This window comes from Peribacillus sp. YIM B13472 (genome assembly GCF_042788005.1).
Lineage (GTDB): Bacteria > Bacillota > Bacilli > Bacillales > DSM-1321 > Peribacillus > Peribacillus simplex_E.
The window spans coordinates 34719-55707 of sequence record NZ_JBHZPG010000004.1 but is presented as its reverse complement, the minus strand read 5'-3'; the positions used below and the strand labels follow the sequence as shown (position 1 = coordinate 55707).

Here is a 20989-nt window from a genome sequence, read left to right as displayed (position 1 = left end):
ACAAAGGGGGCTATTGAATGGGTAAGGGGGATAAGTACGCCATTTTAGCAGAAGAGTTATTGGGGAAATTGGGTGGGGCATCTAATGTTGCCGATGCTGCACATTGTATGACCAGACTCAGGGTACTGCCAATCGATCGTTCGAAAGTAAAAATGGAAGATATAAAAAATACGGAAGGCGTTTTTGGCGTCATAGAAGAGGAAACGATACAAATCGTCCTCGGGCCAGGCGTGGTGAACAAGGTTCATACAGAATTTGAAAAGCTTCTGGAGGAATCCTCTGGCGATTTGAACTTAAAAGAAGTAGCCTCGAAGAATAAATCAGAGATTGATAGGAAAAACGCAAAACCGTTTAAACTTTTTTTACGCAGGATTGCAAGTATTTTCATCCCTTTAATTCCCGCCTTAGTGGCATCAGGTTTGATTACCGGTATTACAAAAGCAATCGTTCAAGCGGGCTGGCTTGCAGCAGAATCGCAATTAGCCATCATTTTAACCGTTATCGGATCGGGACTGTTTGCTTACTTGGGGATTTTGGTTGGGACCAATGCAGCAAAAGAATACGGTGGATCACCTGCACTTGGTGCACTTGCAGGTATCTTGGTCATTAACCCGGCCGTCGGCGACATTTCATTGTTCGGTGAAAATTTGCTCCCTGGCCGCGGTGGGTTGATAGGAGTCCTCTTTGCAGCTATTTTCATAGCCTTGGTGGAAAAACAGGTCAGGAAATTCATTCCTCAATCACTGGATATCATTTTGACGCCAACCATCGCTTTACTCATTACTGGGATTGTCACTTACATTGTATTTATGCCGGTAGGAGGGTTTTTATCGGATGCCATTACAACTGGGTTATTGAATGTTTTGGATTTCGGTGGTGTCGTAGCTGGATTCGTGCTTGGTGCGGCCTTCCTCCCTCTCGTCATTACTGGTTTACATCAAGGTTTAACGCCTGTCCATCTAGAATTGATCAATTCGATTGGTGATGATCCACTGCTTCCCATTTTGGCGATGGGTGGTGCGGGGCAAGTTGGAGCGGCATTTGCCATCTATATGAAAACGAAGAAAGCAAGTTTGAAGCGAGCAATCGGAGGGGGCCTTCCTTCCGGGATGCTAGGTATCGGTGAACCCCTTATATTTGGAGTGACCCTGCCATTGGGCAGGCCTTTCTTAACTGCATGTTTAGGTGCAGGAGTAGGTGGAGCCTTCCAAGCTCAATTCGGAATCGCAACGTCGTCCATCGGTGTGTCCGGACTGCCGCTTACCTTTTTAGTTCATCCAAACCAAATCGGACTGTTCCTCGCTGGGTTGTTCATTTCCTATATAGCAGGATTTATTTTTACGTATTTGTTTGGATTCAAAGATGAAATGGCGGTTGAATTCAAGTGATCGGAATTTCTTTTTATCTACAAGACCCGCATGCAGAAACACAAATCATCCATGCTGCTAACCTGGGAGTTAAAAAAGCATTTACCTCGCTGCATATTCCTGAAGAAAAGGGTGATCTCGTGAAGAGGATGATCACGCTTTTAAAGCTTTCAGAGGCCTATGGAATGGAAATCCATGCAGATGTCTCATTAAACACGCTTGATCATTTGGGGATTAGCAAATTTACGGATTTATGGCCATTAGGTATTAAAGGTATTCGCCTTGATGATGGGTTTGATAAAGAAACGGTCATATCTTTATCTAAGGTGTTTTCACTCTCACTAAATGCAAGTACATTGAATGAAGAAGAACTTTTAGCCGTGCTTGGGGGCGGTGTGGAACCGGAAAGTCTGATAGCTTGGCACAACTTTTATCCAAGGCCTGAAACGGGCCTTGAGGAAGAGTTCTTTCATGAACAAAATCGAATGTTCAAGAAATATGGCATACCGATCTTTGCTTTCATCCCGGGTGCAGGAAGTAAACGCGGTCCTCTTCATGAGGGACTCCCAACACTTGAAAAACACAGGTTGATGAATCCTTACGCTGCCGGTATAGAGCTGATTCAGCATGTGGAAGGAGTTTACGTTGGAGATCAAGGAACGGAGAATAATCTGCTTGAGAATCTAACTGCTTATAAAAATCTAAATATTCTAACTGTTAGAATGGAAACCCGTATCTTGCAAAGCGGTCAGTATAAATTGAGGCCAGATGTTTCTCCAGATGTTTTCCGGCTGCAGAATACCCGGGTTACAGCAAATGTTGAGCAGAGTAATACAGTTGCACGCAGTCTTGGGTCCATAACGATGGACAATGATGCTTACGGAAGATATCGGGGAGAGGTCCAAATTTGCAAGAGAGACCTAGGGGCAAATCACCGAGTTAATGTGATAGGTCGAGTTATAGAAGAAGATATTCCCTTGCTGTCCCTTCTAAAGCCTGGTCAAACGATAAACCTTATCATTGAGTGACCAATTGAATCAATTTACAGGGGGTAAATCGATATATATCATGAAGGCTTGTTAAAAGAGGCGGCTGCTGGGTTTTCCAATGCTGCCTTGATTTCTTTATAGGATCTATATAGTTCATTTCCATTCATTGTTACCCCTTCTTGAAAGTGGATATGGAATTGTTGCTATCGGAACTAAAAAGTATACAAGGGAGGAAGCCTAATTGATAAAAAGGATATGTACCCCTGCTGGAATCGCATTATTCTTTCTTTTATCCATTCTGGGAGGGAATGCGACAGCAAAGGGATCAGAGAATGAAAAATCTTTATCGAATATTCAGGAAATCGTAGAAAACATGACAATCGATGAAAAAGTCGGTCAAATGCTAATGCCGGATTTTCGTAATTGGCAAAAACAAGGAGAAGCGAAGGCGACCGGGTTTATTGAAATGAACTCAGAAGTTGCAAGCATCATCAAAAAATATCATTTGGGAGGTGTGATTCTGTTTGCTGAGAATGTAGTCGATACCGAACAAACGGTTCGGCTAACAGATGGTTTGCAGATGGCAAGCCAGGACCTACCGCTGTTCATAACGATCGATCAGGAAGGAGGAATCGTAACTCGCCTTCAAACTGGAACGAACCTTCCTGGTAATATGGCACTTGGTGCAGCCAGAAATGAGAGTTACGCTTATCAATCTGGAGAAATCATTGGCAAGGAACTGTCGTCACTTGGCATAAATGTCAATTTCGGACCGTCTGTCGATGTCAATAATAATCCCGGAAATCCTGTTATTGGCGTTCGATCCTTCAGTTCTGATCCGGAACTTGTATCAAAGCTTGGCATCCAGACGATAAAAGGATTGCAAAATCAGAATATGATAGCGACGACCAAGCATTTCCCCGGCCACGGAGATACAGCAGTCGATAGTCATTATGGTCTCCCCCTTGTTTCTCATGATAAAGAACGTTTGCGTTCCATCGAGTTGGTTCCTTTCCAAAGGGCCATCGATGCTGGAGTTGACATGATGATGACTGCACATGTTCAATTTCCTGCATTCGATGACACTAAGTATATCAGTAAAAAAGACGGTCAAGAAATTATGGTTCCTGCAACGTTGTCACAAAAGGTCATCACGGATCTATTACGTAAAGAAATGGGTTTTGACGGTGTTGTGGTTACAGATGCTTTGAATATGAAAGCCATAGCGGACAACTTCGGACAGGAAGAAGCTGTAGTCCTTGCCATGAAATCTGGCGTTGATATTGCACTGATGCCTGCACAGGTTAATTCGCTTCAAATGGAAAAGAATATAACCACTGTATTCAATGCAGTGAAGGCAGCAGTGGAAAGTGGGGAAATTCCTCTAGGTCAAGTCAATCAATCTGTAACGAGGATACTTGAACTGAAAGTGAAGAGAGGGATATTAAACCCTGATGATACTCCGATCGATAAAAAAATTGAAACCGCGCTTAAAGTGGTCGGGAATGAAGATCATTTGAAAAAAGAAAGGAAAATCGCGGAAGAAGCCATCACTCTTTTGAAAAATGAAGACAAAACATTGCCTTTCAAACCTAAGAAAAATGATAAAGTTTTAATTCTTGCTCCTTTTGATGACCAAATTGAATCCATGTCCAGGAGCATCGGCGAATTAGCTGATAAAAAGAAAATCAAGAAAGTCCAAATAACGGGTATGAGTTTTTCAGGAAAGTCATTTTCAGATCAAGAATGATGGAGTGATAGATGATAGCATTCAAGATTCGTCGAAGTGGGCAACAGCCTTCCCTAGGGCGCGTTTTTGACAATATAGGAACCAGTTATGACAAAGTCCGATTCATCAATGAGTCTGGCCGGAGAATCAAGACCTAAAGGCACGTTGCCGGTCGATATACCATCAGTAACCAAGCCCAATGAAAGCCTTTATAAATTTGGATATGGATTAGATATAAAATCTGGAAGACCCATTAAAAAATAGGGAGGGATGCAATTTGAAAAGAATGATAACCCTATTTACCATTTGTCTGTTGACTTTCGGCATCGTTTCCTCAAAAAGTGTAACCGCTGTTAAAGAGAAGAAAAAACAAAAGGTCAGTCCCGGTATTGAAGTTCTTTTAAAAGAAGAAAAGGACGTGTTAAGCGGAAAGAAAGTCGGCTTGATTACGAATCCAACTGGCATCGATTCTAAATTAACCAGCATCGTCGATCTACTTAATGATGATCCGGATATTAATTTGACAGCGTTATTTGGTCCTGAACATGGAGTGCGTGGAGATGCGCAAGCTGGTGCAAGCGTTGAATATTATATTGATGAAAAAACAGGGTTGCCCGTTTATAGCTTATATGGCAAAACGAAAAAACCGACGCCTGAAATGTTAAAGGATGTTGAGGTCCTTGTTTTTGATATCCAGGATGTCGGAACACGCTATTACACTTATATCTACACGATGGCTTATGCAATGGAAGCAGCCAAAGAAAATGATATCCCCTTTATCGTGCTGGACCGGCCCAACCCACAAGGCGGGGAGTCGGTAGATGGGCCTGTACTTGAACCTGAATTCTCATCGTTTGTTGGTTTGTACCCAATACCTCTTAAGCACGGGATGACTGTTGGGGAACTCGCGACGTTGTTCAATAAGGAATTTAAAATTGGTGCAGATTTAAAGGTCATCAAGATGAAAGGCTGGAAGCGAGATATGGATTATGACGAAACTGGTCTCCCTTTTGTCTTGCCGTCACCGAATATGCCGACAGTTTCCACAACGTTCGTATATCCAGCTACAGGCTTGATCGAGGGAACGAATGTCTCGGAAGGCAGAGGAACGACTAAACCATTCGAGTTGATTGGTGCTCCGTATATAAACAGCGATGAGCTTGCTGGGAAATTAAATGCATTAAGATTACCTGGCGTAAAATTCAGGGCAGCCTCCTTTACACCTACATTTTCAAAACATGCAGGTAAACTTAGCCACGGAGTGGAAATTTATATAACGGATAGAGAGGAATTCAAGGCTGTCCCTACCGGACTTCACATCATCAAGACCATTCAGGATCTATATCCTGGAGATTTCGAATTCCTTGCAGCCAACAATTTCAATTTATTGATTGGCAATGGATGGGTAATGTCAAGAATTGAAGAAGGTTCATCAGTAAATGAAATCATGAAAGAATATCAAGCAAAGCAGGATGCTTTTAAAAAGGTTCGCAAAAATTACTTGCTCTATAAATAAGTGAAAAGAAAAGTCCGGTTGGGCTTTTCTTTTTTTTATGAACTTTCGAAGGAGGAGAAAATCGCTAAGACTTTATTCCTGAATAAAGCCAAATTTATAAATGAAATGAAGTTCTAAAATGGAAGGAACCGTTGTCTAATAGAATATGGGGTTTGCCCTAAATCAGTAATTGTCAGGAGGAAAGCGGAATGAAGAAATATCTTCAAAAAATTGGACGTTCCTTGATGCTGCCAGTAGCCGTATTGCCGGCAGCCGCCATATTAATGGGGATCGGTTATTGGATAGATCCTGCAGGATGGGGAGCGGGAAGTCCGTTAGCAGCTTTCTTAATTAAAGCAGGTTCTTCGATCATTGATAATATCGCTATCTTGTTTGCTGTTGGAGTTGCATTGGGGATGTCGAAAGGAAAAGATGGAGCCGCCGCTTTGAGCGGGCTGGTAGCCTATCTAGTCGTAACGACATTGCTTTCCACGGACTCGGTAGCGATGCTGCAAGGAATTGATGCAAAAGATGTAAATCCAGCATTTGAGAAAATAGAAAATGCATTTGTCGGAATCCTCTCGGGCCTTATAGCGGCAGCTATGTATAATCGGTTCAGTAAGGTCGAGCTGCCGGATGCACTCGCTTTCTTTAGCGGTAAACGCCTTGTCCCGATCCTTACTGCGGTTGCCATGTTACTCGTTTCGCTTATATTATTCTTCGTATGGCCACTCATCTATTCCTGGTTAGTTATATTTGGGGAAGGAATAAGTGAATTAGGTGCAGCTGGAGCAGGACTCTATGGATTTTTCAATCGGCTTTTGATACCAACAGGTTTACATCATGCGTTAAACTCCGTATTCTGGTTCGATGTAATAGGACTAAACGATATCGGTAAATTCTGGGCTGGAACAGGAATAAAAGGGACCACAGGCATGTATCAAGCCGGATTCTTTCCCGTCATGATGTTCGGATTACCGGCTGCTGCTCTTGCCATGTACCATTCGGCAAAATCACGGAAGAAAAAACAAGTGGCCTCTTTAATGCTTGCAGCCGGTTTCGCTTCATTTTTCACAGGTGTTACTGAACCGTTGGAATTTGCATTCATGTTTGTTGCACCAGCCCTATTTGTTGTGCATGCTTTATTAACAGGAATATCGTTGGCTATTGCCGCGACATTCCAATGGACAGCAGGGTTCGGGTTTAGTGCAGGATTCATTGACTTTGTTTTAAGTTCAAGATTGCCATTGGCAAATGAACCTTATATGCTACTTCTTCAAGGACTGGCTTTTGCTGTCATTTACTATTTCTTATTCAGATTCTTGATAAAAAGGTTCAATTTAATGACTCCCGGCAGAGAAGATGATACAGAAGATGAGCTTGATGGCGGAGGAGTGATTGCGGAAGCAGACAGCAGTCATGGCGGGAATGAAGAGAGTAAATTCTTTGGAATGGCTTCCGCTATTTATGAGGGGTTAGGCGGAGACGCTAACGTAACTTCTGTAGATAACTGCGTTACCCGATTAAGGGTTGAGGTGGAGAATATGGGAGCTGTCGATCAGAATAAAATCAAATCAACAGGGGTTGCTGGAATCAATATCGTGGGTCCCAAAAGCATTCAAGTCATCGTAGGGACACAAGTACAATTCATAGCTGATGAAATTGAAAAGATCCGGCGGCAATAGCTGATACACTAAAAATCTACGATCAGGATTTTATTTTCTGATCGTAGAGATTTTTATGATCAAGTACCGAGTATAAACGCGAATAAGATTTACCTTTATTAACTCTGCTCTTAAAATAGAATAAAACGAATCAATGTTCTATAATATATAAGGGTATTGAATGAAGGATTTGCCATGAAGCTTGGAGAATTAGTAAAGAGGCTCGTCAGCCAATCATTTGAATGATTAGGAAATCAGCGGTAATGAAGGCTGTATACATACACGTCAATCTAAAGACACTTATCATATAGTGTACTAAGGTTTGAGCAAGGGATATTTTTTGCATTTCTGAAACTTTTAGTATGGGGAGGTTCCGGTCATGTATAAACAAAAAACCAAAGAAACTGACAGTAGTGTCATTGAGTTCATTGAGAACGTCGATAATCCCAAAAAGCGTGAAGATGCATATGAATTGTTGGATGTTTTCACCAAAACGACAGGTTATGAGGCAAAGATGTGGGGACCGAGCATCATTGGGTTCGGTATCTATCATTATAAATATGAATCAGGTCACGAAGGAGATGCCCCCCTGGTAGGCTTTTCCCCTCGAAAAGCAAAAATCAGTTTATATTTCTCTCCAGGGGATAAAAAAAGGGAAGAATTGTTACAGGCATTTGGAAAACACACTTCCGGAAAAGGGTGTGTGTACATCAATAAAGTGACAGATATCGATATTAATGTATTGAAAGAATTGATTAATCAGTCTGTCAAGTTTTTGAGAGATAAGTACCCGGACAATGAAAAATAGCAGAACGGATGATCAGTTTATAATTGTAAAAGAGGAACAAGAAAGCGAGTGGGAACGAAAAATGAGAAAAATTAAAGTGGGCATAGTTGGGTACGGATTGTCAGGAGCTACATTTCACGCTCCATTACTAAGTGTTTTAGAGCAGTTTCAAATAGCGAAAGTTGTCAGCTCCAATAAGGAAAAAGTCCAAAAAGATTTGAAAGATGTGGAAGTGGTAAGCAGCTTAGAGGAAATTCTTGAAGACGCGTCCATTGATTTGGCTGTTATTACGACACCGAGTGGTTTGCATTATGAAATGGCCAAGCAAAGCTTGTTAGCCGGGAAGCATGTCATCCTCGAAAAGCCGATGGTAGTGGAAGCTTGGGAGGCAGAGGAGCTAATTAAGATTGCCGAGGAAAAGGATCTGCTATTAAGTGTCTATCATAATCGGAGATGGGATAATGACTTTTTGACCGTGAAAAAACTTATGGATGATGGAGTGCTTGGGGAAATCAATACATACCAAGTCCATTATGATCGATACAGGCCTGTGGTCAGGGATAGATGGAGGGAAAAACCAGGCCCGGGATCAGGCATGCTTTATGATTTAGGATCACATCTCATCGATCAAGCACTGCATTTGTTTGGATTGCCGCAATTCGTTTGGGCAGATGTATTTTCCCAAAAAGAAAATGCAGAAACGGATGATTATTTCCATGTGATATTAGGATATGAAAAGCTGAGAGTTATCTTACATTCAGGCTCAATCGTTCCGAATAATGGACCGCGGTATCAGGTGCATGGAAGTAAAGGATCATTTATCAAGTACGGTCTTGATTGCCAAGAGGCGGCCCTAAGTGAGGGAAAAAAACCGCTGGATGACTCTTGGGGTGCAGATGATCCCAAATTTTATGGTAAGCTGGTTACGGTTGAAGGAGAAAATGAGATACATGAAACGATTGAAACACTGCATGGTACTTATTTAACGTATTACCAGGCAATTGCCGATAGTATATTGAGCGGGAAAAAAGCTCCAGTAACCGCCCAAGAAGGGTTATCGGTCATTAAAATCATTGATGCGGCTTTTGAAAGCAGTAAAGGGAAGAAAGCCGTATATATTAAATGAAATTCATTTTCCTCTTATAACAATATAAATGAGAAAAACTGAATGATAAGCGGCCTTATTCTCAAAAAATAAGGTCGCTTTTTATTTTGGTCAAATAAAATCATTAACTTTAAGGAATAAAAGAAGCAAATACTCGTGAATTCGAATGTTACGTAAGATTTTGAGCTGTTTCCGCATGAAATTGGAGCGATACGCGAGAGATTGAGCGTTTACTCGTGAATTCGTAACATTTACTCGTGAAATTGGAGCAAATACTCGTGAAATTCATCCATTTACTCGTGAATTTGAAGCAAATACTCGTGAATTCAAATGTTACGTTAGTTTAGAGCTGTTTCGCATGAAATTGGAACGAACATTCGAGAGATTGAAGTATGACGCTCGTGAGTTTCGACTCGCCAAATTTGAAAGTTTTACTGGTGGATATACTGTTTTGGAGGATTTAAATTGATATGAAAATCATAATGAAAACCCCCGAATAATGGCTGCTGCTCGGGGGTTTCGTTAAGGTATAAAACTTGAAATGCCTTTTAAGCTCTAGGATAATGCCTTTGCATGAAGAGATCGCTTTTGCCAAGCCATGGTAATCATCAAAGTAATGAATAAGAGGATAAGACCCAACATGAACGGATAGGTAATGTGGACATCATACATCATTCCGGCAAGTGTAGGTCCGAGCACATTTCCGATGCTCATATATGCATTATTCATACCCATTGCAAAGCCCTGCTCATTTCCTGCCATCTTGGAAATCAGTGTGTTTAGAACTGGACGTAAGATGGATGTGGAAAGGAAGATGATCAGTGAAATTAAAAAGAAAATTAGGTAGCTTGAAGCAAAAAGTGATAGGAGGAAACCGATGGCTGCTACACTGATAAAGATATTCAGCACATTCACTTCCCCGAAACGCTGTACAATCCGGTCGACGACAAACAGTTGTACTATTACACTGACGATACCGGTGGCTGTAACCATGACGGCGATGTCCTTAGGACTTGAATTGAATTGATTATCAAGATAAAGACCAATGACAGATTCATATGCCATTAACCCAAAGCTCATTACAAGTGTAATGATGAGTGGGATGAAATAGGGCATTTTCACGGATAAAGCAATCTTCCGAACCATCGTTTCAGTTTTTGCATCCATGGATTGAGTAACCTGTGCCGTTTCGCTTTCTTTTAAAACAAAAATCGAAAATACCACAGCTGATAGGGATACCAGCGCAGAAATCAAAAAGGGAAACTTCAAGCCAAAGTCAGCTAAAAAACCTCCAATTCCTGGACCGACTACAATTCCCAGGGACATGGCGGCAGATACTAAACTATTGCCTTTAGCGCGTTGATCAAATGTAGTGATATCGGCTACATAAGCAAAAATTGCGGGGATAAGCAAAGCTGCCCCGATCCCGCCAATGATACGTGAAGCATATAATAACCAAATGGAATTGACTGCATAAAAAATAAACATGGATAATGTCAAACCAACCAATCCATAAATAATCATTTTTCTGCGCCCGAATTGGTCAGTCCATTTTCCGGCAATTGGCGAAAAAATAAGTTGTGCACCTGCGAAAATGGCAATCATTAGGCCAGCGGCGGTTCCGCCTTGATTAATGGAGGCCAGGTATGCTGGTAAAATGGGAATGATGATACCGAAACTTCCTATTGCTATAAACATATTGATCATGAGGATAATGATCTTTTTGCGTTGTTCTGCTGACATGGACAGCCTCTCTCTCTTTAAAAATCAATAACCAATTTAATTCGCATGGTTAATTTTTTGATACGTTAATTATGTTATAGTTTTAGATAGATAGTGTCAATAAGAAAGGATTGTCAAACATGAATTCAAGTGAATTGTATAATTTACATCTAGAAATCAAGGAACTAAGCAGCCTCTCACAGGAATTGGTGGAACCGTTATTGGTTAAATATGATTTAACTTCTGTACAGTATCGTGCATTGCAATTAATAGTCTTGAATGAATCCATAGCGGTTAAAGATGTTTCGAATCATTTGAAGATCAAACCTGCAGCAGGAACTGCACTAATTGACCGGCTTGAACGGAAGAAAATGATTGAGAGGGTACACAGTGAGGATGATCGGCGGGTCGTTTTTATTCAATCCACGGAAAATGGAAGGGAAGCCTGCCATTCCATCAATAAGAGTTTTGCCAAAATCTTTCGTGACTATTATAGCGTCCTAAATGAAGATGAAACGGAACGGCTTAAACAAATCGTTGGGAAACTGACCGAACATGTGTCGTCACGCATAGAGAAAAAAATATAGTCTTCCTGACTTGTACAATCTCCTTTATAATAGATAGAAGAAGCTCTATATATTTATTAAAACAGTGAATTCCACTGTTTTTAGGAGATGAATTATCAGAATAATTAAAAAATATTCGAATGTGCATCCCCTGAGTATAAAGGTTAGGGGTCATTCAATGATTCTTTAAATGATGTAAGAAATCCATTAAAGAAGATATGACGTTTGGAAAATGAATATATATCAAAAGGGTTAAGAAATTTTTTCTCAATGACTCATCATGACGAACCAGGCAGAGGAAGTGTGCTGTAAGCAGAGAATCTCAAAAAAAGGAGATGGTAAAAATGTTTTCCCCATTAACCCCAATGGATTGGAAGCGCAGGGCCGTAAAATATTATCCTCATAAAGTGGCAGTCATCGATGAAGAGAAAGAGTTTACATACAAGGAATTCGGGCAGCGGGCCGATCAACTTTCCAAAGCACTATATTCTTCGGGAATTGAAAAAGGCGACCATATTGCAGTAATGTTGCCAAATACGCATTATATGTTGGAATGTTTTTATGGCATTTGTCAAATGGGAGCAGTAATGGTTCCATTGAATTATAGGCTTGCTGCAGAGGATTTGGAATATATCATTAAACATAGCGATTCAAAAATGTTGATAGTCGATGAAGAATTTACCGCTCCGATCGAAAAGATTATTACTAGACTATCATTGGAAAAAATCATTATCGTGTCTGTTGAAGGACATGTAACCACATTACCAGGAGTAGACTATGAGAATTTCATTTTGCATGCAATTGATGAAGCACTGCCAGAGGTTACAATCGATGAAAATCAACTTTTAACTATAAATTATACGAGTGGAACGACTTCAAAACCAAAAGGGGTAATGTTAACCCATCGCGGGAATTACATGAACGCCGCTAATTTCATTTATCACCTGGGAGTGAAGCATGATGATGTATACTTACATACCCTGCCAATGTTTCACGCTAATGGCTGGGGAGGTGTATGGTCGGTAACGGCTACTGGCGGGACTCATGTATGTTTAAGGAAAGTGGATCCCCCTCTTATTCTCAAATTATTCGCTCATCATAATATTACATTGTTATGTGGAGCACCTACTGTCGTCAATATGCTAGTGAATGATCCTAAAGCAAAAGAAACAAATATCAAAGTGCGTCCAAGGATGGCAACAGCAGGTGCTCCTCCAGCAGCAACGCTTATACAAAAGGCACAAGAAATCCTTGGTTTGAATATGATCCACGTATATGGATTAACAGAAACTTCCCCATTCATCCTATATAATGAGTGGAAGGATGAGTTTGAAGCTAAATCGGCGGACGAACAAGCAATAATAAAGGCAAGACAAGGGATTGAATTGGTTTTCAATGGGGAAACGATGGTAGTCAATAAAGAAGGGAAAGAAGTCGCTTGGGATGGAAAGGAACTGGGGGAAATCATTACTCGCGGCAATGTTGTAATGGAAGGATATTATAAGGATCCGGAAAAGACGGCCGAAGCAATTAGGGATGGCTGGTTTCATACCGGGGATCTGGCAGTTACCTATCCTGATGGGTATATTGAGATACAAGACAGGGCTAAGGATTTAATCATTTCCGGCGGGGAAAATATTTCTTCAACAGAGGTGGAAGGGGTATTGTATAAACATCCAGATGTTTTGGAGGCTGCGGTCATTGCCATTCCAGACGATAAATGGGGAGAAACGCCTAAGGCAATCATTGTGCTGCAGCCAAATGCAAAAGTGACTGAAAATGAGATCATTACCTTTTGCCGCTCAAAAATGGCTCACTTTAAAGCACCGACAAAAGTTGAATTCGTAGAGTCTTTACCGAAAACGGCAACAGGTAAGCTACAAAAATACCGATTGAGGGAAATCCATTGGAAAGGATCGAAAAAGGTAAATTAACGGCTTTCATAGGAACGGGATATATATATTAAGTGAATGTCATGAAAAGGAAAAAAGAATGAAGTACGGAAATTAACAAGACCAAGAATGCTTTTAAATAAGCATTCTTGGTTTTTATATTATGGAAAGCAACATTTCCTCTGTAATATTAGGAGCAGGAAGGATTAATTAACGAGGGCTTCTAAATGAAAGATTTGACTTAGTGTAATATATATACGTTATTTTAGATAAACTTGGTTTTTTACCACTAGCATAGACTGATTCATGATAAGCGTGTTTTCTGGAATAATAGGCTGCTATTAAACTATTAGGACTGCCAGCAAGTGCTGATGCCAGTGCAGTAGCTACTCCTGCTGGTGCGGTTGGGCCACCTGCAAACACAAGAGTACTTACGATGCTTAACCATGTTGTTCCCTTTTGATGAGCCTTTACCATCTTTCCTAATTGGGTATTTGTTAGTTTAGCCTGATGAGCAATAGGTTTGCTCATTTCAATGATGCTTGCTGTTGGTTGTATTTGTATAACATCATCACTAATTAATTTGACTTCCACAATGGGGTTGACTGTTGATGAAGGTATTGTTTCATTTTTCTCTTCGGCCAATGTATTGGGGACATGTGAGAATACTAATAAACTGATTAATAGTATTGAAAATAAGGACTTTTTCTTCATTTTCATAACACTCCCTTATATTTTTTTGAAAATTTGGTATAATATCATACTATATAACTATATGCAGGAGGTCAAGATAAATATGGAAACTAAGGAAAAAAGTTTTAAAACAGTAATGATTGTACTTATTTCTATATGTCTAGGTTTTATAATCAGGATGTCCTCAGTAATAATAGCTGATCGAAGTTTATTTTCTATGTACAACATAGACCTATTAATTTTATTTATAGCGATAATTGGATTAATTATATGGTTGAATAAAAAGAAAAAAAGGATCTAATTATTCAGTTTGGAGACAAAAGGGGTCTTTTAGCGGTGTCTGGGGGAACCGTTCAAACCCTTTAATTCCATTAGTCTTAATTCTGACTTAGTGTTAGTTTTTATAAAAAAATCATTATTTCCAGATAATTAGAGTAAAAACTTTCATCAATGGATTTTGTGAATTCGTGAAAAAAGGCGGGAAGAAAAACAGATTGTTTTTCTTCCCGCCTTTTTTTCATGGGTAGTATGAAAAATTTTAAAAAACTTAATGAGATTATATTATATGAAGAAACTAAGAAGCACAAAGAAAAAATAGCCTTGATCTTATAAAAATTCTGTAAATTTAAATAAAACATTATAACGTTATATTGATTAGTTCGACAAAATATGATAATCTATTTTTGTAAAGAGAAATGAAATGAATTCTCACACAATTCAGTGTAACCGTATACAAAGTACTTACAATCGATAGGATGTACCGAAAAGGATGAGGGAAATGACAGATACGTTAGTTCTGAAGAATGTAAAGATGTTAGAGGGAAATGCAGCGGATATCATACTGGAAAATGGGATGATTAAAGAAATCGCACTTCCCGGAACTGCAACAGGGGATAAGATAATAGATTATAATCAAAAAGTTTTTGTTTCCAGCGGATGGATTGATATGCATGTACATGCTTTCCCGGAATTCGATCCTTATGGTGATGAGGTTGATGAGATTGGATATAAAACTGGTGTAACAGCGGTCATTGATGCGGGAAGCACGGGAGCAGATAGGATATCTGATCTCGTTAACAGCTGTGAAAATTCCAAAACGAATGTTTTCGCCTTTCTGAATATTTCGCGGATTGGCTTGAAAAGGATTGATGAGTTATCGGATATTTCATGGCTGGACGAAGCGGAATTAAGGAAGGCAATTTCCAAGTACGGGGATTTTGTCGTTGGACTTAAAGCGAGAATAAGTAAAAGCGTGGTTGGTCCAAATGGTGTCGGGCCATTAAAAATCGCTAGGAAGTTCTCGGCTGAAACTGGTTTACCTTTAATGGTCCATATCGGTTCAGGGCCGCCTGATATTAAAGAAGTCCTTGAATTACTTGAGGAAAAGGACATTATTACACATTTCTTAAATGGTAAAGCGAATAATTTATTTGATGAAAGAGAAGAGCCGCTGCCTGAGTTCAGTAAGGCGATTGAACGTGGTGTCCATTTGGATGTAGGTCATGGAACGGCAAGCTTTTCTTTTAAAACTGCAGAAATGGCGAAAAAGCGGGGAATACGCTTCAATACGATCAGTACGGATATATATCGGAAAAACAGAGAGAATGGGCCAGTTTTTAATATGGCAAATGTGCTAACAAAATTTTTGTATCTGGGTTATCCATTAAAGGAAGTAATAGATGCCGTTACGGTCAATGCAGCAGCTTGGTTGCATAAACCCGAGCTTGGCAGGATTTCAGCTGGGGATATTGCGAACTTGACTTTATTCTCGATTAAGAATGAGCCGACCCTTTTAATGGATTCCGAAGGAGAAAAAAGGATGGCAGAAAAAAGAGTTGTCGTAAAAGGAGTGGTTATAAATGGAGAATTCATTGAATGCTAAATACGGTTTGAAAAGAGTCATAAATGCAAGCGGAAGAATGAGCATTTTGGGAGTCTCTGCCCCAACTGACACAGTGATGGACGCGATGAAAAAAGGTGGGCAAAATTATGTTGAAATTTCTGATTTAGTCGATAAGTCAGGCCAGCATATAGCGAATTTGCTTCATTCTGAAGCAGCGGTGGTCGTAAACTCGGCATCAAGTGGAATTGCGCTTTCAGTAGCGGCGATCGTTACTGAAGGAAACAGAAGGAAAAGCGAAAGGCTTCATCAAGATCTCATTCAAAAGAATGAAATCATCATGCTGAAAGGCCATAACGTTCAGTATGGTGCACCGGTTGAAACCATGATTTACCTTGGTGGCGGAAAATTGGTTGAAGTTGGTTATGCAAACGAAGGGAAGGCAGAACATATTGCGGATGCCATAAATGAAAATACTTCTGCCATTTTATACGTGAAATCGCATCATGCTGTTCAGAAAAATATGATATCGGTCGAAGAAGCGTGGGAAGTGGCCAAAACGAATAATATTCCTCTGATTGTCGATGCAGCAGCGGAAGAGTATTTGGAAAAATATGTACAATTCTCCGACTTGGCCATTTATAGTGGATCAAAAGCCATTGAAGGACCCACATCCGGTATCGTTGCTGGCAGAAATAAATATATCGAATGGGTAAAGGTTCAATTGCACTGTATCGGAAGGAGCATGAAGGTTGGAAAGGAAACTACCTTTGGGTTGCTTCAGGCATTGGATGAGTATTTCGTCAAGACGGATAATAGCGAAAAAGAAAAAGCTAGTTTACAAGTTCTCACATCACTTGAATCCATTGAGGGCGTAAAAGTAACAATAGTTCAGGATGAAGCCGGCCGTGCCATATATAGAGCACGTATTTCCATTGATCCTTTAATAACGGAAACAACGGCGAAGGAAGTGAACGAGCAGCTCAAAAATGGGGATATCGCCATTTACACACGTGATTATGGGATACGGCAAGGCTTTTTCGATATAGATCCGCGTCCATTGCAAGGTGATGATATACATGTCATTGAAGCACAATTAAGAACCATATTAGGAGGAAAATAAGGATGACAAACATAAACAAACGGTTATTGAATGATCGTGTAGCCTTAAATGTACTTGCAAATAGTGTAGAAAATGCAGTGGAAGTCTTTGAAGCAGCGGAAGGCCATGTATTGGTTGGTGTACTCTCAAAGGATTATCCAACTGTGGAAGCTGGTGTTACAGCAATGAAAGAATACGGGGAAGCCATTGATGAGGCCGTTTCAATAGGATTGGGTGCGGGCGATAATAGACAGGCAGCGGTTGTCGCAGAAATAGCAAAATACTATCCAGGCAGTCATATTAACCAGGTTTTTCCTGCTGTAGGTGCTACGAGGGCCAATTTAGGTGAGAAGGACAGCTGGATAAATTCACTTGTTTCTCCAACTGGGAAAGTAGGTTATGTGAATATCTCCACTGGTCCAGTAAGTGCAGGTGCAAGTGAAACTGCCATTGTGCCTATCAAAGCTGCCATTGCGCTGGTTCGCGATATGGGAGGAAATGCTCTGAAATACTTCCCGATGAAAGGCCTGAAGCATGAAGATGAATATCGTGCTGTGGCAAAAGCTTGTGGTGAAGAGGGGTTTGCATTGGAACCAACAGGTGGAATCGATTTAAGTAATTTCGAGACCATACTAGAAATCGCATTAGAAGCAAAAGTGCCTAAAGTCATTCCCCATGTATATTCTTCCATTATCGATGAAGAAACTGGAAAAACGAATGGAGAGGATGTACGGAAATTATTGGCCATAACAAAAAAAATGGTTGAAAAATATGCCTAAAAGGATTGTGGCATTCGGGGAAGTAATGATGCGTTTGCAGGTACCAGGGCATGAATTGCTATCACAGGCCAACACTCTGCAATACTCCTTTTCAGGCACGGGGGTAAACGTTGCTTCTGCGATGACAAAGCTAGGGCATGAGGGGTATCTTGTGACAAAGTTACCGGATAACCCCCTTGGGGATTCCGCGATTTCATCTTTGCAGCAATTAGGAATTGGAAGGAACTTCATCTCTAGAGGTGGAAAATACTTGGGGATGTACTTTTTGGAAAATGGTTTTGGACAGCGGGCGAGCCGTGTCACATATTCCAATCGCCTGGAAAGCAGTTTTAATACGGCCTCCTTATCCGATTATGACATGGATATGATTTCGGAAAGTACGGATATCATCCATTTTTGCGGAATCACGCTTGCAATGGCGGGAAATGTACGGGAAAGTATGAAGGTGCTGGCTAGGAAAGTCAAAGAAAAAGGCGGTACAGTCTGTTTTGATTGCAACTACCGCCCCTCTTTATGGGAGGGAGGTTATGCTGACGCAAAGCCTCATTATGAAGAAATGCTTTCTTTGGCTGATATCGTCATGATGAATGAGAAAGACGCCCTATATATTTTAGGAATGAAGTCTGAGGGCTCCACAAGGGAAGAGCAGCTAATCGAGCTGATCCCTGAGGTGGCAAAGAAATTCAATATCCAGTCGATAGCAGGGACACATCGTTCAATCAACAGTGATAATAGCCATACATTGAAGGGGTATATATATAAGGAAGAAACATTTTGCTTTTCCGATATCCTATCATTTTCCGTATATGATAGAATAGGTTCAGGCGATGCTTACACCAGCGGAATCTTACATGGCGAATTACGAGGATATTCCCCTGAAAAGACAGTTCGGTTTGCGGCTGTTTCAGGAATGCTGGCATGTACTGTCGTTGGAGATACTCCTTTGGCAACCGAAAAGGAGATACTCTCGGCAATGGAAGGTAAAATGGAAGATATTAAGAGATAAAAGGCAGGAGATTAGGAATGAATGTGAACAGAAAAAATGGACCGATGTATTTACAGATAAAAGAAATATTAAAGGATCGTATTTTACATGGGGTTTATGCCATCGACACAAACATTCCCTCTGAGCCTCTTTTGGAAGAAGAATTTAACGTAAGTAAGGTCACTGTACGTAATGCAATCAAAGAACTCGTGCAAGAGGGGTATGTTGAAAAGAAAAGCGGCAAAGGCACTAGGGTCATAGCTAATGGTTCCATTGTCAAACTTTCCAAAGGAAAGCGTTTCACAGAGCTGTTGGTGGAGGAAGGGCACTCCATTTTAAAAAAGGTGTTAAACATAAGTCATGTTGACCTTTCTTCAGACTCTAAGCTGCATTCTTTATTTGGTGACCATTGCATAAGTATCGAACGGATATATTTATTGGACAATGAACCTTATATTTACTTTACACATTATGTTTCACTCGATATGAACGAAGAAGATATGAAAGTGGTCCAAATCAATTCTTTGTACCGCTTTTTGGAAGATCAAAACGTCAAACTTGAAACATTCAGAGATGAGTTTGCCGTTGCTATCGCTCCGGATCACATTTGCGAAACACTGAAAATCGAAAACAATAGTCCTGTACTAAAAAGGATTCGGATTTCCAGTGATGGGGACGGAAATGTTATGGAATACAGTGAAGGGTATTACAACACGGCTAAACAGAACTACATTGTGACATATAATGAGCCGGTACAATAATCCAATTATTGTATTGGTTTGTTTGTAAGCGATTCCAATAGGGTGGGGAGAACATATGGATCTATATTTATTAGGAATCACGCTGATAGCTATCGTAATTGTTATTTTGGGGGTATCATGGTGGAAATGGCATGCATTCATTAGCTTGACTGTAGCCAGTTTATTTTTAGCGGTTTTTTCTGGACTGCCGATGGACAAGATTGTAGGAGCATATGAAACGGGTGTCGGAGCGGTCCTTGGTCACCTTATTGGAATATTGGCATTAGGGACCATCTTAGGAAAGATGATGTCCGACTCTGGAGCCGGTATGCAGGTTGCTGACTTTTTCATTAATAAATTCGGCGTGAAGAACCTGCCATGGGCCATGCTTTTATCTGGTTTCATCATAGGCATTCCGGTATTTTTCGAGGTTGGTTTAGTAATATTGCTGCCTTTGGTCATTTCCATTCGGAAATCAACCAAAGTGAACATCTTGTTAATTGGTATTCCAGTACTTGCTGGTTTATCGATCGTACATGGGCTGGTACCTCCGCATCCGGGAGCCATGACAGCTATTGGGATCTATAATGCAAACATGGGACACGTACTTCTGTACTCATTGATCATCGCATTCCCGACTGCTGTAATTGCCGGACCTCTATTCGCAAAATGGGTTCAAAAACGGGTTATTCCTGTTGGTGAACCGGAATTGATCCGGGTGGTAACAAAGTCAAGTGGATTACCAGGGACAGGAGTTTCGTTCTTCATCATACTTTTGCCTGTATTGTTGATGGTTTTAACTGTATTGGCGCCTTATTTGCCGCTACCGGGCTCCATTGAAAAATTCTTATTGTTTATCGGAAGTCCGGTGATTGCCCTATTAATCTCCTGTTTTGCTGCTTACTATTTCTTGGGCTACAGACAGGGAATGGACAAATCGCTAATTAAAAAGTTGACGGAAGAATGCTTATTGCCATTAGCCTCCATAATCCTTATTATCGGTGCTGGTGGAGGATTCAAGCAAATTTTAATTGATAGTGGCGTAGGGACTGCAATCGCTTCCATGTCTGAAGAAATTTCTTTATCACCGATCGTTCTTGCATTCCTTGTGGCCGGATTGATTCGGATTGCCACGGGTTCTGCAACCGTCGCTTTGACCACGGCAGCAGGAATCGTTTCACCGGTCGTTGCCAATATGACGGGTGTTAATCTTGAGTTACTCGTTATTGCCACGGGAGCAGGCTCACTTATGTTCTCCCATGTTAATGACGCCGGTTTCTGGTTAGTAAAAGAATACATGGGATTAACCGTTAAAGAAACTTTCAAAACTTGGACAGTCATGGAAACCTTACTTTCCTTCGTGGCATTCGGTTTGGTTTTAATTTTCGATATATTCATTTAATTAAAGAAAATTATTGCAATGCCTGATTAAGTAGCATTTACCTCCGTGAACTGTCTTGGGGTGACAGATCACGGAGGCTTTTATTTAGTTATGAACATACTGGGGAGGGAGAAAATGACCGGCTTTACTCTT

Annotated in this window: 16 protein-coding genes and 1 pseudogene; 15 read left to right on the top strand and 2 right to left on the bottom strand. The window is 40.5% G+C overall.

The window, feature by feature from the left end; all coding sequences use genetic code 11:
• Window positions 1–17 precede the first annotated feature (17 nt).
• From ACFX4I_RS04655 to ACFX4I_RS04625, 7 genes and pseudogenes are all read left to right on the top strand, one after another.
• The gene (locus ACFX4I_RS04655) at window positions 18–1388 is read left to right on the top strand and encodes a PTS transporter subunit EIIC (RefSeq protein ID WP_098371911.1); all 1371 of its coding nucleotides are present in this window, start codon (window positions 18–20) and stop codon (window positions 1386–1388) included.
• A complete protein-coding gene (locus ACFX4I_RS04650) occupies window positions 1385–2395 on the top strand; it encodes a MupG family TIM beta-alpha barrel fold protein (protein WP_377419395.1) in 1011 nt (336 codons plus the stop codon). The genes ACFX4I_RS04655 and ACFX4I_RS04650 overlap by 4 nt, the downstream gene beginning before the upstream one ends.
• Window positions 2396–2600: 205 nt before the next feature.
• Window positions 2601–4349: pseudogene (locus ACFX4I_RS04645) on the top strand (glycoside hydrolase family 3 protein).
• Window positions 4350–4362: 13 nt separating this feature from the next.
• The gene (locus ACFX4I_RS04640) at window positions 4363–5601 is read left to right on the top strand and encodes an exo-beta-N-acetylmuramidase NamZ family protein (RefSeq protein WP_377419393.1); all 1239 of its coding nucleotides are present in this window, start codon (window positions 4363–4365) and stop codon (window positions 5599–5601) included.
• A gap of 188 nt (window positions 5602–5789) precedes the next feature.
• Entirely contained in the window at window positions 5790–7265 is a 1476-nt protein-coding gene (gene nagE, locus ACFX4I_RS04635; protein ID WP_377419391.1) for an N-acetylglucosamine-specific PTS transporter subunit IIBC, read from the top strand.
• Between the two features lie 358 nt (window positions 7266–7623).
• On the top strand, window positions 7624–8052 hold the full coding sequence (locus ACFX4I_RS04630; RefSeq protein WP_377419389.1) for a DUF1801 domain-containing protein: 429 nt from the start codon (window positions 7624–7626) through the stop codon (window positions 8050–8052).
• Between the two features lie 61 nt (window positions 8053–8113).
• A complete protein-coding gene (locus ACFX4I_RS04625; RefSeq protein WP_309519118.1) occupies window positions 8114–9157 on the top strand; it encodes an oxidoreductase in 1044 nt (347 codons plus the stop codon).
• A gap of 534 nt (window positions 9158–9691) precedes the next feature.
• Here ACFX4I_RS04625 and ACFX4I_RS04620 read toward each other — a convergent pair.
• Complete coding sequence (locus tag ACFX4I_RS04620; RefSeq protein WP_230303154.1) at window positions 9692–10879, bottom strand: MFS transporter; 1188 nt, start codon at window positions 10877–10879, stop codon at window positions 9692–9694.
• A gap of 119 nt (window positions 10880–10998) precedes the next feature.
• Between ACFX4I_RS04620 and ACFX4I_RS04615 the strand changes: the two genes are divergently transcribed.
• A complete protein-coding gene (locus ACFX4I_RS04615) occupies window positions 10999–11445 on the top strand; it encodes a MarR family winged helix-turn-helix transcriptional regulator (protein WP_230303153.1) in 447 nt (148 codons plus the stop codon).
• 323 nt (window positions 11446–11768) lie between these two features.
• Entirely contained in the window at window positions 11769–13358 is a 1590-nt protein-coding gene (locus tag ACFX4I_RS04610; protein ID WP_377419386.1) for a long-chain-fatty-acid--CoA ligase, read from the top strand.
• Window positions 13359–13526: 168 nt separating this feature from the next.
• On the opposite strand, the gene ACFX4I_RS04605 is transcribed toward ACFX4I_RS04610, so the two are convergent.
• On the bottom strand, window positions 13527–14030 hold the full coding sequence (locus tag ACFX4I_RS04605; protein WP_377419384.1) for a hypothetical protein: 504 nt from the start codon (window positions 14028–14030) through the stop codon (window positions 13527–13529).
• Between the two features lie 757 nt (window positions 14031–14787).
• On the opposite strand from ACFX4I_RS04605, the gene ACFX4I_RS04600 reads away from it, so the two are divergent.
• From ACFX4I_RS04600 to ACFX4I_RS04575, 6 genes are read left to right on the top strand one after another with little or no spacing between them, the layout of a single operon-like run.
• Window positions 14788–15891, top strand: coding sequence for an amidohydrolase/deacetylase family metallohydrolase (locus ACFX4I_RS04600; RefSeq protein WP_230303151.1), 1104 nt, complete (start codon window positions 14788–14790; stop codon window positions 15889–15891).
• A complete protein-coding gene (locus ACFX4I_RS04595) occupies window positions 15869–16972 on the top strand; it encodes a DgaE family pyridoxal phosphate-dependent ammonia lyase (protein ID WP_377419382.1) in 1104 nt (367 codons plus the stop codon). The genes ACFX4I_RS04600 and ACFX4I_RS04595 overlap by 23 nt, the downstream gene beginning before the upstream one ends.
• A 2-nt stretch (window positions 16973–16974) precedes the next feature.
• On the top strand, window positions 16975–17730 hold the full coding sequence (gene dagF, locus ACFX4I_RS04590) for a 2-dehydro-3-deoxy-phosphogluconate aldolase (RefSeq protein ID WP_377419380.1): 756 nt from the start codon (window positions 16975–16977) through the stop codon (window positions 17728–17730).
• On the top strand, window positions 17723–18736 hold the full coding sequence (locus tag ACFX4I_RS04585) for a sugar kinase (protein WP_377419379.1): 1014 nt from the start codon (window positions 17723–17725) through the stop codon (window positions 18734–18736). Before dagF ends, ACFX4I_RS04585 begins: the two co-directional genes overlap by 8 nt.
• A 17-nt stretch (window positions 18737–18753) precedes the next feature.
• Window positions 18754–19476, top strand: coding sequence for a GntR family transcriptional regulator (locus ACFX4I_RS04580; protein WP_309519029.1), 723 nt, complete (start codon window positions 18754–18756; stop codon window positions 19474–19476).
• Window positions 19477–19531: 55 nt separating this feature from the next.
• A complete protein-coding gene (locus ACFX4I_RS04575) occupies window positions 19532–20857 on the top strand; it encodes a GntP family permease (RefSeq protein WP_260286097.1) in 1326 nt (441 codons plus the stop codon).
• The last annotated feature ends 132 nt before the right edge of the window (window positions 20858–20989 follow it).